Genomic DNA, 12,880 nt, shown 5'->3' with positions numbered 1-12,880 from the left:
ATCGCTTTCCCATCAGCTCACTGCCCGGAGGTGCCCGACCATGGATTTCGCCAACAAGACCGTTCTCATCACCGGCGCGAGCCGCGGCATCGGGGCCGCCACCGTGCGCCATTTCGCGCAAGCGTGCGCCAATGTGGTGATGCTGGCGCGCGATGCGAAGGCGCTCGACGGGCTCGCAGCCGAGGTCGCGGATGCAGGCGGCCGGGCGCTCGCGCTTCCGGGCGATGTGAGCCGGTTTGCCGATCTCGAGGCGGCCGTTGCGCAAGCGGTCGAGACCTTCGGCGGGCTCGACATCCTCGTCAATAATGCCGCGGTGATCGAGCCGATCGCGCGGCTGGCCGAAAGCGATCCCGAAGTCTGGAGCCGCGGCGTCGATATCAATCTCAAGGGCGTCTATCACGCGATGCGCGCGGCGATCCCCGCGATGCTGGAGCGCGGCGCCGGGGTGGTCGTCAATATCAGCTCGGGCGCGGCCACCGGCGTGCTCGAGGGCTGGAGCAATTACTGTGCGACCAAGGCGGCGGTGCTCTCGCTCACGCGCTGCGCGGATCTCGAATACGCAGCGCAGGGGATCCGCGTGGTGGGGCTCAGCCCGGGAACGGTCGCGACCGACATGCAGGTGGCGATCCGCGCCTCGGGCATCAACCCGGTGAGCCAGCTCGACCCTTCGGCCCATATCCCGCCCGAATGGGTGGCGCGCGGCATCGCCTATCTGTGCACCGAGGCGGGCGCGGACTTCGCAGGCACGGATTTCTCGCTCAAGACAGATGAAGGCCGCGCCCGCATCGGTCTGCCGCCAGTCGGGAGGTGACGAGCCGGCGCCGGACCTGCGCGCATTAGCCTCTTCCTAATTTCTTTCGGTTACCGATTCGAGACAGGAGAGCCGATAGGAACGGAGTGGTCACAATGTTTAAGCTTTCTCGCGGGGCACCCAATGACGCGCAGGACGCTCGCGATCTCGAATTGATCAGTCACAGCCATCTGATCTTGCGGCTCGATGGCGACAACATCATCCGCGCGGCGAATGCCGTGTTCTGCGAGGTGACGGGCCACACGGCCGAGGCGGTCATCGGGAAACCGTTTCACGACCTCCTGCGCCCGCAGGACCGGGCCGCCCCCTGGCTGAGCGAGGTCTTCGATCCGATCTCGCGCGGCGAGGAAAGCTATCGCGTCACCCCGCTCCTCTCCGCCGGCGGAGAGGAACTGTGGCTTTCGGCAACCTATATCCCGACTGGCTCGTCCGGAAAGAAAGAGATCGTCGTCATCGCACGCGACATCACGAAGTTCCACCTCATGCGGCGGGACAATCGAGGGCAGGTCGATGCGGTCAAGCGGTCGATGGCGGTGATCGAATTCGATCTCGAGGGGAATATCCTCGCCGCGAACGATCTCTTTCTCACGACGGTCGGTTACACTCTCGACGAGGTGGTGGGGAAGCATCATCGGATCTTCATGCCCAAGGGCGAGGATCGCACGCCGGCATATGCGGCTTTCTGGAAACGGCTCGGTGAAGGCGGGTCCGAGAACGGGCAGGTGCGGCGCGTCGGCAAATCGGGCGACGATATCTGGCTCGAAGCCACCTACGAGACGGTGTCCGATCCCGACGGCCGTCCCTTCAAGGTGGTGAAATACGCTTTCGACGTCACCAAGGCCAAGAATATCGAGGCCGACTCGCTCAGCCAGATCGACGCGATCCAGAAGGTGCAGGCGGTGATCGAATTCACGCCCGACGGGGTCATCCTCCGGGCGAATGACCTGTTCTGCAACGCCCTGGGCTACCGCGAGGAAGAGATCGTCGGTCAGCATCACCGCATCTTTCTGTCCGAAGAGGCCGCCGCGGCCGCGGATTATGCCACCTTCTGGCGCGATCTGAGCGAGGGCCGCGCCAAGGATGGCGATTTCATCAGGGTCAGCAAGGACCGCCGAGAGGTCTTCATCCGCGCCAGCTACAACCCGATCCGCAACGCCTCCGGGAAAGTGGTCAAGATCGTCAAATTCGCGATCGATACGACGGTCTTCCAGACAACCGCGAAAGTGATGCGCGAGGGGCTCGGCAGGCTCTCGGCCGGCGATCTCGAGGTTCGGCTCTATACGGAACTCGGCGAACTCGACGCGATCCGGGCTGATTTCAACACCTCGGTCGGCAAGATCCATGACGTGATCCGAAGCGTATCGGATCGCTCGACCGAGGTGGCCTCCTCGACCGAGGCCGTCTCGGGCGCTGTGCGCCAGCTCGCGCAGCGCACCGAGCGGCAGGCCGCCACGCTCGAAGAAAGCGCGGCCGCGCTGAACGAACTTGCCGCCTCCGTCGTCCATTCCGCCGAGGATGCGAGCGAGGCGCGCAAGAAAGCCACCATCGTCATCGAAGACACCGCCCGCTCGAGCGCGACGATGAAGGACGCCATGAGCGCGATGGACGCGATCGAGGAATCCTCCAAGCAGATCTCGGCGATTTCGGTCATGATCGACGATATCGCCTTCCAGACCAACCTCCTGGCGCTCAATGCCGGAGTGGAGGCGGCGCGGGCCGGCAGTGCCGGTCGGGGCTTCGCGGTCGTCGCCTCCGAAGTGCGCGCGCTCGCCCAGCGGACCTCCGAGGCGTCGCGCGAGATTTCCGAACTCGTCGAGGCCTCCGGCGCGCATGTGACCAAAGGGGTCGGGCTGGTGAAGGAAACCGGCGGGCAGCTGAAATCCATCGATGTGCAGATCAACGAGATCTCGCAAGGCGTCGAGAGGATCGCCCTCGCCGCGAGCGAACAGTCCAACGCGCTTCAGGAACTGAACTCGGCGGTCAGCGATCTCGAGGGGGCGACCCAGAGCAATGCTGCGATGGCCGAAGAGACCACCGCATCGATCGTCGCACTCGACGAGCTGATGCAGGACGTCCGTCAGGAACTCTCCTATTTCACGGTCGAGAACGCGGCTCCGGGGGAGCAGGAGGCGGAGTGGCTCAAGGTCGCGAACTGACCGGGAGCTGGGATCTGCCGCCGGTGGCCAGACCTTATTTTCCGCCCTGGGGTGCCGTCTCGCTACCCTCCAAAGGAAGCGTGCCGGCGCGAGTGAGGTGGCTCGCCTTTCGGCGTTCCGAATGCCACAGGTAGAGCATCAGGCTGGCAATGACGATCGCGCCGCCCGTGAGCATCGCCGGGGTCGGGGCCTCGCCGGTTCCCGCCCAGACCCAGATCGGCCCGAGGATCGTTTCGAGCAGCATCACCAGGCTCACATTCGACGCCGGGGTATGGCGCGAGGCGAAGGAGAGCGAGAAGAACGAGACCGGCAGCACCAGCCCGCCCGCCAGCGCGATCGCCCAGATCCGGCCGTCGAACATCGTCTCGGGGCCGGTCCGGATCAGCGCCGCCGCTCCGGCCAGCACCGCGCCGCAGCCCACCGCCAAGAGGATCGGCAGATCCGGGGTGCGGCGGATGGTGACGAAGGTGAGCGCGAGGCTCAGCGCGACCCCGAGCCCCGCCGCGGCCCCGAGGATGGGCGTGCCGACCGCCATCCCCGGCGTCTTGCCGAAGACCGCAAGCCCGATCCCGCCCAGCACCGCCGCGATCGCGGCCCAGGTCGACCAGTGGCTGGGCTCCTTGAGGAAGATCCGCGACAGGAGCGCGGCGAAGACGGGAACCGTCGAGACGCTGAAGAGCACCACCGAAACGGGCGCCGCGGCGATCCCCACCGCGAAAAGCGAGGCATTGGCGAATTGGCAGAATACCACAAGAATCCCGGCGCCGGTGGCGACCAGGCGCAGGTCGCGGTGCAGATGGCCGCGCCGAAAGACGAGCCACGCAGATAGCAGCATCGTCCCCATCAGCAGGCCGCGCCAGGCGATCATCTGCGCGCCGCTCATCTGCGACCAGCGCATCAAGAGCGTATCCGGCGAAATCGCGAGCGCCCCGAAGAGCGCCAGAAATATCCCGAAACTGGGGTGTCGCGTCATGATCGGTCCCGAGTGAAGGCTGCCCCTGCGATCTCTAGCGCGCAGGCCGCCGCATTCCAAGCCGCTCTGGTTCGGGGTCTGCGCTTCGCCTTCGCCCGAACGGGGTGGACCGGTGCCCGCACCGTCCGCGCGGAAATGAGTTGCGTGTTGGCGCACATCCCCCCGTGCGGTGGACGAATTGACCCCCGCGACGCGCCCGCTAACTGATCGGGACACCCGAGCAGGACCTCCAGATGACCCATGTGACCACCGCCGAAAGCGCGCCTTCCGTCAACAAGTGGGCGGCCGTGGCCGTTCTCCTTACGGCGAATTTCATGAACCTGATCGACATCACGATCGTGAATGTCGCGATGCCCTCGATGCAGTCCGAACTCGCCGCGCCGCCGAACCTCATCGAGTGGATCGTCGCGGGGTATACCTTCTCCTTCGCGCTCCTGTTGCTGCCCGCGGGCCGGATGGGGGACCTGTTCGGCCGCAGGCGGCTCTTCGCGACCGGGATCGTGGTCTTCACGCTGGCCTCGCTCGTCTGCGGCCTCGCGCCGGGGATCGACGTCCTCGTCGCGGCGCGGGTGGTGCAGGGGATCGGCGCCGCGATCATGACGCCGCAGACGCTCGCCCTCGTGCCCGCGCTCTTTCCGCCCGAGCAGCGCGGCTCGGCCTTCGGGCTGTTCGCGCTGACTGCGGGCCTGGCCTCGGTCACCGGCCCGATCCTCGGCGGGGTGCTGATCAATGCGGATATCTACGGGCTGACCTGGCGGCCGATCTTCCTGGTGAACATCCCCGTCGGCATTCTCGCCTTCACCGGCGCGATGACGCTGCTGCCGCGCGCCGGGGGCAACCGCAAGCTCGGGATCGACTATGTCGGGATCGCGCTGGCGGCGCTCGCGATGCTCGCGGTGCTCGTGCCGCTGGTCGAGGCGCCCTCGATCGGCTGGCAACCGTGGATGTGGCCGATGGTGATCGCGGCCGTGCCGCTCGGTTGGCTGTTCCTTCGCTGGCAGTTGCGCCAGGAGGAGCGCGGGGCACCGCAATTGCTGCCGATGCGGCTCGCGCGGTCCGGCCCGTTCCTGACCGGAAGCGTGCTCAATGCGGTCCTGTTCTCCGCTGTGCCCAGCTATTTCTTCACCGTCGCGCTTTATCTTCAGGCGGGATACGGGCTGAGCCCGCTCCAATCGGGGCTGACGACGACGCCGTTCCCGCTCGGCGTGCTTGCGGCCTCGGCGGTGACCGGTTGGTTCGGCGCGCGCTGGATCCGCTGGCGCGTGCTCGGTGGCGGGGTGCTGCTGGCGGCTGGTTACCTCGGGCAGGCCTGGGCGGTGACCGGAATGGGCGATCAGATCTCGTGGATGCGGATGGCGCCTTGGTTCTTCTTCGGCGGCTTCGGGCTTGGCAATACCGTCTCGCCGCTGTTCCAGGTCGCGCTCTCGGCGGCGGACAAGAACGACAGCGGCTCGGCCTCGGGTGCGGTGCAGGCGATCCGCCAGATCGGGATCGCCTTCGGGGTGGCGATCATGGGGGGCATCTTCTTCGCCATTCTCGGGGGCGCGCAGGCGGGCGATCAGGCCGCCTATCGTTCGGCGATCCTCGGTTCGATCACCTATGCGAGCCTCGTCGCGGCAGTGGTGATCGCGACGCCTCTTCTCGTCCCGATGCGGCTCGCGCGCGAGAGCTGATCCGTATGCCCCGCCGGAGCGGGGCGCGTGCCGCGGAAAAATGCGGGCGTCCACCGGCATGTATCGGTGGGCGTCCGACCATGATCCGTGTCAAGGCGCGCGGGTCGTCGGCCCTTAGGATGTGCGTGAATCTGGAGTGCATCTTATGGCCAAGACTTCCCGAAAACCGCGCGGGCTTCCTTCGCCGCTTCTCGCGCTGATCTATCTGCTGCTCTCGGCCGGGCCGATGCTTCTGGCCTATGCGACCGGTGCCAGCCATGCGCGCTGGTTCGTCCAGATCGCGGCCGGGACGGGGATGGTCGCGGGGGCGATGATCCTGTTGCAGATGGTCTCGAGCGGGCGGTTCGAGGCGATCTCGGGGCGGATCGGGATCGACGTCACGATGGCCTTTCACAAATGGGCCGCGCCCGTCGCGCTGATCCTCGCGCTCGCCCATGTGGTCTTCCTGATCGGCCCGCCCGATGCCGAGCGTCCGGGACGGATCTACCGCCGGATCGAGTTCTTCCTGACCGGCGGCAATCTCTGGGATGCCCGCATCGCATTGATCCTGCTCGTGATCCTCGTGCTGCTCGCGCTTTTTCGCGACCGGCTGCCCGTGCGCTACGAGATCTGGCGCGCGAGCCACGGGCTATCGGCGCTCGGCCTCGTGGGCACGATGGTCTGGCATATTCTCGACGAGGGCGGCTGGGGGCTGGCGGGCTGGCTGTGGCTGCTCTTCGCGATCGCGGTCACCGTGCCCGCGCTTTCGGTCTATGCCCGCCGCCTGACCCGCCCGGCCCAGCAGGGATGGCGCGTCGCCGAGATCGGGAAGGTGGCCGAGCGGCTGTGGAAGCTCGACCTCGCGCCGCCGCCAGATGCGCCGCTGAGCTTCGAACCCGGCCAGTTCGCCTGGATCGCCTTCGGTGCGAGAAGCCTGCCGCTGCAGGACCATCCCTTCTCGATCGCCTCCGCCCCGGGCGAGCCGCGCCTGACCTTGCTGATCCAGGAGGTGGGCGATTTCACCCGCCGGATCGGGAGTGTCGCGCCGGGCACGCCGGTTTCGCTCGATGCGCCGCATGGCAGTTTCGTTCCGCGCCGGGAAGGGCCGCTCCTGCTGATCGCGGGCGGGGTCGGGATCGCGCCGATCCTGTCGATCCTGCGCGATGCGGCGCAGAACGGTTCGGGGCGCGAGATCCGCTTCGCCTATGCCGCGCGCAGCGCCGAGGCGATGGTGCCGCCTGAGATGTACGAACCCGCCTGCGCGCGGCTCGGGATCACGCCGATGCTGATCTCGGATCGCGCCGGGGAGGGGGAGGCGTTCCGCAAGGGACCGCTCACCGAGGCCTATCTGGCGGAGTTGCTCGACGGGCTCGATCCGGCCGCATGCGAGGTGATGATCTGCGGCCCGGGCCCGATGATGACCTTCGCCGCCGACACGCTGATGGGGCTCGGGGTGCCGATGGGGCGGATCGAATACGAACGGTTCAGCTATTCGGCGAAATGCATGTGCCGCAAGGATCGGCGCAGGCTGTTCGCTTATGCCGGGCTCTGGGCGGCGCTGCTGGCCCTGATCGCGGGTTACGGGTTCGTCTGAGCGATCAGCCAGTCGATCACCGCCGCCCGGTCGGCCTCGTCGGGGGCATGGTGGCGGGTGAGGAAGGTTTCGAGCTTCGCGCGCCCGTTCTCGTCATCCGCTTTCGGGATCGCCTCGCGGATCTCGGCCGTGTCGGCATGGCAGCCCGAACAGGCGTTGGACCAGACCGCTTCGCCCGCGGGCTCCTCCGCGGTGCAGGCCGCGGCGGGAAACAGGAGGAAGCTGAGCAGAAGGAGAGCTGCGGGTCGATGCGACATGGAACGGCTCCTGACGAAAGGGATGGTGAAGTATGGCCGCGCATCCGGCTCTCGCGCAATCCTCAATCCGGGCCACTGCGGTTGATTTCGGCGGCCGGAGGCATAGTTCCAGAACCCAACCGCGATGGGGTGGAAGATGGAACTCAATACCGATTTTTCGCAACGCGTTCTCGTTCATACCGACGAGCTCGACTGGCAGGCCTCACCCTCGGCGGGGGTGGAGCGCCGGATGCTCGACCGGATCGGCGGGGAGGTGGCGCGCGCGACGAGCATCGTGCGCTTCGCGCCGGGGCACAGCTTCTCGGCCCATACCCATGGCGGCGGCGAGGAATTCCTCGTGCTCGAGGGCGTGTTTCAGGACGAGCATGGCGATTACCCGGCGGGCAGCTATGTGCGAAACCCGCCCACGACGCGGCACACGCCCGGCTCGGACGGGGGCTGCACGATCTTCGTGAAGCTCTGGCAGTTCGAGCCCGATGACCGCAACCAGTTCAGCAAGGCGGTCACCGACGGGCTCGGGCCGGATGCGCAGGGGGTGGAACGCGCCGAACTGCACCGCGATGCGCGCGAGACCGTCAGCTATTTCGAGATCGCGCCGGAGGCCGAGCTTTCGCACGACGCGCCCGGCGGGATCGAATTGCTGGTGCTGGCGGGCAGTCTGAGCGAGGGCGAGGACGTGCTGCGCGAGGGCTCGTGGCTGCGCCTGCCCGAGGGAATTGCGCTCGAGGCGCGGGCCGGGGCCGAGGGCGCGAAGCTCTGGATGAAGACCGGCCATCTTCGTTTCGTCGCGGCTCCCGATGTTTGAGGGCGCGCCCGGGGCAGGGCGGGGCGAGACGCGATGAAGACCGGGGTGGCGATCGTCGGCGGCGGGCTGGCGGGGCTGGCGCTTGCCCGGCATCTGCATCGCGCGGGGGTGGCGTTCGAGCTTTTCGAGGCGCGGGAGCGTTTCGGCGGGCGCATCGCCGCGCTCGATGCACAGGGCGGCCGCGTCGATCTCGGCCCGTCCTGGTTCTGGCCCGGGCAGCCGCGCATCGCCGCGCTTGCCGAGGCCTGCGGGCTCGAGGTCTTCGAGCAATATGCCACCGGCGCGCTGGTATTCGAGGACGAGCGCGGCACCGTGCATCGCGGCATGGGATATGCCTCGATGGAGGGCTCGCTGCGGGTCGCGGGCGGGATGGTGCGGCTCGTCGAGGCGCTGGTGGCCGATCTTCCGGCCCGGTCCTTGCACCTCTCCGCGCCGGTGAGGCGGGTCGGCGCGGAGGGGTCGGTGACGCTTGCCGATGGCACGCGCTGCACCGCCGAGACGGTCGTTTTCGCATTGCCGCCGCGCGTGGCGCGGGGGCTCGCCTTCGACCCCGCGCTCGCGCCCGGGCAACTCGATGCCCTCGCCGCGATCCCGACCTGGATGGCGGGGCACGCGAAATTCGTTGCCGTCTATGACCGCCCGTTCTGGCGCGAGGAGGGACTTTCGGGCGATGCGATGAGCCGGCGCGGGCCACTGATGGAAATCCACGACGCATCTGGCCCCGAAGGGACCCCTGCGGCGCTGTTCGGCTTCCTGGGCCTGCCTGCGCGGGTCCGGGCCGGGCATGCCGCCGAGGTCGAGCAGGCGGCGCTCGCCCAGCTCGGGCGGATCTTCGGGCCGCAGGCGCTCGCACCGGTTGCCACCCGATTGCAGGACTGGGCGCAAGAGCCCGAAACCGCGAGTGAACTCGATCTCGATCCGCCGCGCACCCATCCGGAATACGGGCTCCCCGAGGCGCTGCGCGGGCTTCACGAGGGGCGGATCCGCTTCGCGGTGACCGAACTCGCCCCCGAGATGGGCGGGTACATGGAAGGCGCGCTCGCCGCCGCGGATCACCTGGCGGGCGAGCTGCTGGCGCAATCCGCCGCCCGTTAAACCCCGTCTCATGCGGCCAGGGCGCGCCTTGGCCGCGATCCGGTGCGGCATGTGGCCCCTGCATCCGCGCCGATCGGTTTTGACACAGATCGTGTGAGGAAGCGTCCCGAGTTCCTATAGTTACCCAGCGACTCACTTTTTGGAGCCGGGCGCGTGGGTGAGAATTCGAAGACGAGCGGGAGGGTTGTCGCGGTGCGCGGCGCGGTGGTGGATGTCGCTTTCCCCGCCGATGCGCTGCCCGCGATCAATGAGGCGCTCCATGTCGCGATGCCGGGGCGCGCGCCGCTTCTGCTCGAGGTGCAATACCAGCTCGATGCCGGGACGGTCCGCGCGATCGCCCTGCAAACGACCTCGGGGCTGCGGCGCGGGGCCTCGGTCGAGGCTTCGGGCGGGCCGATCACGGTGCCGGTGGGCGAGGCGGTCCTGGGACGGCTGCTCGATGTGACGGGCGCGATCGGCGACAAGGGCGCGGCGCTGCCTGCCGACGTGCCGCGCCTGCCGATCCACCGCGCCCCGCCGCCCTTCCGCGCGAAAGGGGCGGGCGCGGAGATCTTCCGCACCGGGATCAAGGTGATCGACCTGCTCACGCCGCTCGCGCAGGGCGGCAAGGCCGCGATGTTCGGCGGCGCGGGCGTGGGCAAGACCGTGCTGGTGATGGAGCTGATCCGCGCGATGGTGGCCGATTACAACGGCATCTCGGTCTTCGCCGGGGTGGGCGAGCGCTCGCGCGAGGGCCATGAGATGCTGCTCGAGATGACCGGCTCGGGCGTGCTCGAGCGCACGGTTCTGGTCTATGGCCAGATGAACGAGCCGCCCGGTGCGCGCTGGCGGGTGCCGCTCACCGCGCTCACCATCGCCGAGCAGTTCCGCGACGCGGCGCACAAGAACGTGCTGCTGCTGATGGATAACGTCTTCCGTTTCGTGCAGGCGGGATCGGAGGTGTCTGGTCTGCTGGGGCGGCTGCCGAGCCGCGTCGGATACCAGCCCACGCTCGCGACCGAGGTGGCGCAACTACAGGAGCGCATCGCCTCGGCGGGCGGGGCCTCGGTCACCGCGATCGAGGCGGTCTATGTGCCCGCGGACGATTTCACCGACCCGGCGGTGACCGCGATCGCGGGACATGTGGATTCGATGGTGGTTCTGTCGCGCGCGATGGCCGCGGATGGCATGTATCCGGCGGTCGATCCGATCGCCTCCTCCTCGATCCTGCTCGACCCGCTGCTGCTGGGCGAAGAGCATGTCCGCGTCGCGACCGAGGTGCGCCGCGCGATCGAGCATTACCGCGAATTGCAGGACGTCATCTCGCTTCTGGGGATGGAAGAGCTGGGTCGCGAGGACCGCCGCATCGTCGAGCGCGCGCGCCGGCTCCAGCGGTTCCTCACGCAGCCTTTCTCGGTCACCGAGGCCTTTACCGGCATGGCGGGAAAATCCGTCGCGCTCGAGGACACGATCGCGGGGTGCCGCGCGATCCTCGAAGGCACGGCGGACGGGTGGGACGAGGCCTCGCTCTACATGGTCGGCACGCTCGAGGAGGCGCGCGCCAAGGAGGAGGCCGCCGTCAAGCGGTCGGATGCGGCATGAGCGCGGCGCTCAGCCTCACGATCACCACGCCGATGGAGGTGCTCGTCGATCATGCCCAGGTGCGCTCGGTGCGCGCCGAGGACGCGAGCGGCAGTTTCGGTCTCCTGCCTGGGCACGCCGATTTCCTCACCGTCCTGCCGGCCTCGGTGCTGCGCTGGAAGGAGCCCGACGGCACGGCGCGGTTCTGTGCGGTGGGGCCGGGGCTTCTGACCGTTCTGGGGGGCGCGGAGGTCAACGTCTCGTGCCGCAAGGCGATCCTCGGGGCCGATCTCGAGGCGCTCGAGGGCGAGGTCGAGGGGCTGCGCCACGCCGAGACCGATGCCGACCGGCGCGCGCGGGTCGAGCAGCTGCGGCTGCACGCCAATGCGGTGCGCCAGATGATGCGACTCCTGCGCCCAGAACAATCGGGGGCCTTCGAGCATCCGCCCGCGCCCGGCCCGCAAGGGGGGCAGCGATGAGCGAGCCGCGCCGCGATCACGCCGATGTCGAGGAGGCCGCGCGCCGCGCGGTCGAGCGCGCGCGACTTGGGCAGGACGTGCCCGAACCCTCGCTCGGGTCGCGGCTCGGGCAGATCGGCATTCTCGGCTGGGCGATCGTGACCCCGATCCTTCTGGGGATCGTGCTGGGCCGTCTTGCCGACCGTCACTTCGGAACCGGCGTGTTCTTCACCGCGCCCGCGATCTTCATCGGGGCGGCGATCGGGTTTCACGCCGCATGGAAATGGATGCACCGACAATGACTTCGCCCGTCCTTCTCTTCGCGCTCGCCCTCGTGCTGGGGTTCATTCTCGGGCTCTTTCATTTCGGCTCGCTCAAGCGGGTGAGCGATCTCTATCTCGGCGGGCGCGGGGTCGGGCTGGCGATCGCGCTGCAACTGGCGCGGCTGGCGCTTTTGGTGGTGGTGATGGTCTGGCTCGCCCGCGAAGGGGCGCTGCCGCTCCTCGCCGCCGCGCTCGGGCTGATCCTGGCGCGCGTCGTGGTGCTGCGCTTCACGAAAGGGCAGGCGTGATGGACAACCCGCTCTCGCTCGCGCCGCTCTTTCATCTCGGCCCGGTGCCGATCACCGCGCCCGTCGTCGTCACATGGGGGCTGATCGCGGTGCTGAGCCTCTTCGCGCTCGTTTCGACGCGCAAGCTCTCGCTGCGCCCCGGCAAGACCCAGACCGTGCTCGAGCTTTTCGTCTCCACGATCGACGCGCAGGTGCGCGAGACGATGAACCGCGAACCCGCCCCGTTCCGCCCGCTGGTGGGCACGATCTTCCTTTTCGTGCTGGTGGCGAACTGGTCCTCGCTGATCCCCGGGGTGGAGCCGCCGACCGCGCATCTCGAGACCGACGCGGCGCTCGCTCTCGTGGTCTTCGCCGCCACGATCGGCTTCGGCATCGCGACGCGGGGGATCAAGGGCTATCTCGCGACCTTCGCGGAGCCCAGCTGGGTGATGATCCCGCTCAATATCGTCGAGCAGATCACCCGGACCTTCTCGCTGATCGTGCGCCTGTTCGGCAACATCATGAGCGGGGTGTTCGTCGTCGGCATCATCCTGTCGCTCGCGGGGCTGTTCGTGCCGATCCCGCTGATGGCGCTCGATCTGCTCACCGGGGCCGTGCAGGCCTATATCTTCGCGGTCCTCGCGACCGTCTTCATCGGGGCCGCGGTCGGAGATGCCCCGCGACCCGAACGACCCAAGAAGGAGGACACCGTCCCATGACCGACAACCTCATCCAGATCGTCTCGATCCTGGCCGCGGCGATCGCCGTGAGCTTCGGCGCGATCGGCCCGGCGCTTGCCGAGGGCCGCGCGGTCGCCGCCGCGATGGACGCGATCGCACGCCAGCCCGAGGCCGCAGGCACGCTCAGCCGGACGCTTTTCGTCGGCCTCGCGATGATCGAGACGATGGCGATCTACACGCTGGTCATCGCGCTGCTCGTGCTCTTCGCCAATCCCTTCGTCTGAGCGGA

The 12,880-nt window shown here is 68.3% G+C and carries 14 protein-coding genes; 12 read left to right on the top strand and 2 right to left on the bottom strand.

What is annotated here, in order from left to right; genetic code table 11:
- Nucleotides 1-40: 40 nt before the first annotated feature.
- Together DW2_RS03255 and DW2_RS03250 are read left to right on the top strand one after the other, a co-directional pair.
- The gene (locus DW2_RS03255; protein WP_038143808.1) at nt 41-811 is read left to right on the top strand and encodes an SDR family oxidoreductase; all 771 of its coding nucleotides are present in this window, start codon (nt 41-43) and stop codon (nt 809-811) included.
- Between the two features lie 95 nt (nt 812-906).
- Complete coding sequence (locus DW2_RS03250) at nt 907-2,967, top strand: methyl-accepting chemotaxis protein (protein WP_051855262.1); 2,061 nt, start codon at nt 907-909, stop codon at nt 2,965-2,967.
- 34 nt (nt 2,968-3,001) lie between these two features.
- Here the strand turns inward: DW2_RS03250 and DW2_RS03245 are convergent, their stop codons facing one another.
- Complete coding sequence (locus tag DW2_RS03245) at nt 3,002-3,940, bottom strand: DMT family transporter (RefSeq protein WP_081874828.1); 939 nt, start codon at nt 3,938-3,940, stop codon at nt 3,002-3,004.
- A gap of 233 nt (nt 3,941-4,173) precedes the next feature.
- Between DW2_RS03245 and DW2_RS03240 the strand changes: the two genes are divergently transcribed.
- Nucleotides 4,174-5,613: an MFS transporter gene (locus DW2_RS03240; protein ID WP_038143805.1), complete on the top strand. Its 1,440-nt coding sequence runs from the start codon at nt 4,174-4,176 to the stop codon at nt 5,611-5,613.
- 145 nt (nt 5,614-5,758) lie between these two features.
- Complete coding sequence (locus DW2_RS03235) at nt 5,759-7,186, top strand: ferredoxin reductase family protein (RefSeq protein ID WP_038143802.1); 1,428 nt, start codon at nt 5,759-5,761, stop codon at nt 7,184-7,186.
- On the opposite strand, the gene DW2_RS03230 is transcribed toward DW2_RS03235, so the two are convergent.
- Nucleotides 7,171-7,443 (bottom strand): hypothetical protein, encoded by a 273-nt coding sequence (locus DW2_RS03230; protein ID WP_038143798.1) that lies wholly within the window; start codon nt 7,441-7,443, stop codon nt 7,171-7,173. The two genes, DW2_RS03235 and DW2_RS03230, sit on opposite strands and share 16 nt — an antisense overlap.
- Before the next feature lie 136 nt (nt 7,444-7,579).
- Here DW2_RS03230 and DW2_RS03225 point away from each other — a divergent pair, with 136 nt between their 5' ends.
- The 8 genes from DW2_RS03225 to DW2_RS03190 all read left to right on the top strand — a co-directional run bounded on the left by DW2_RS03225 (nt 7,580) and on the right by DW2_RS03190 (nt 12,875).
- A complete protein-coding gene (locus tag DW2_RS03225) occupies nt 7,580-8,248 on the top strand; it encodes a cupin domain-containing protein (RefSeq protein ID WP_038144023.1) in 669 nt (222 codons plus the stop codon).
- Between the two features lie 33 nt (nt 8,249-8,281).
- Nucleotides 8,282-9,343, top strand: coding sequence for a flavin monoamine oxidase family protein (locus DW2_RS03220; protein ID WP_038143797.1), 1,062 nt, complete (start codon nt 8,282-8,284; stop codon nt 9,341-9,343).
- 153 nt (nt 9,344-9,496) lie between these two features.
- A complete protein-coding gene (atpD, locus tag DW2_RS03215) occupies nt 9,497-10,924 on the top strand; it encodes a F0F1 ATP synthase subunit beta (RefSeq protein WP_038143795.1) in 1,428 nt (475 codons plus the stop codon).
- A complete protein-coding gene (locus DW2_RS03210; protein WP_038143792.1) occupies nt 10,921-11,382 on the top strand; it encodes a F0F1 ATP synthase subunit epsilon in 462 nt (153 codons plus the stop codon). Before atpD ends, DW2_RS03210 begins: the two co-directional genes overlap by 4 nt.
- Nucleotides 11,379-11,663, top strand: a complete 285-nt coding sequence (locus DW2_RS03205; protein WP_038143790.1) for an AtpZ/AtpI family protein — start codon at nt 11,379-11,381, stop codon at nt 11,661-11,663. Before DW2_RS03210 ends, DW2_RS03205 begins: the two co-directional genes overlap by 4 nt.
- A complete protein-coding gene (locus DW2_RS03200) occupies nt 11,660-11,932 on the top strand; it encodes an N-ATPase subunit AtpR (protein WP_038143788.1) in 273 nt (90 codons plus the stop codon). Before DW2_RS03205 ends, DW2_RS03200 begins: the two co-directional genes overlap by 4 nt.
- Entirely contained in the window at nt 11,932-12,630 is a 699-nt protein-coding gene (locus DW2_RS03195; RefSeq protein ID WP_238321241.1) for a F0F1 ATP synthase subunit A, read from the top strand. Before DW2_RS03200 ends, DW2_RS03195 begins: the two co-directional genes overlap by 1 nt.
- Complete coding sequence (locus DW2_RS03190) at nt 12,627-12,875, top strand: F0F1 ATP synthase subunit C (RefSeq protein WP_038143783.1); 249 nt, start codon at nt 12,627-12,629, stop codon at nt 12,873-12,875. Before DW2_RS03195 ends, DW2_RS03190 begins: the two co-directional genes overlap by 4 nt.
- The last annotated feature ends 5 nt before the right edge of the window (nt 12,876-12,880 follow it).

Source organism: Thioclava atlantica (genome assembly GCF_000737065.1).
GTDB lineage: Bacteria > Pseudomonadota > Alphaproteobacteria > Rhodobacterales > Rhodobacteraceae > Thioclava > Thioclava atlantica.
Note: the sequence above shows the minus strand (reverse complement) of the source record. Positions and strands in the feature narration are given on the sequence as shown.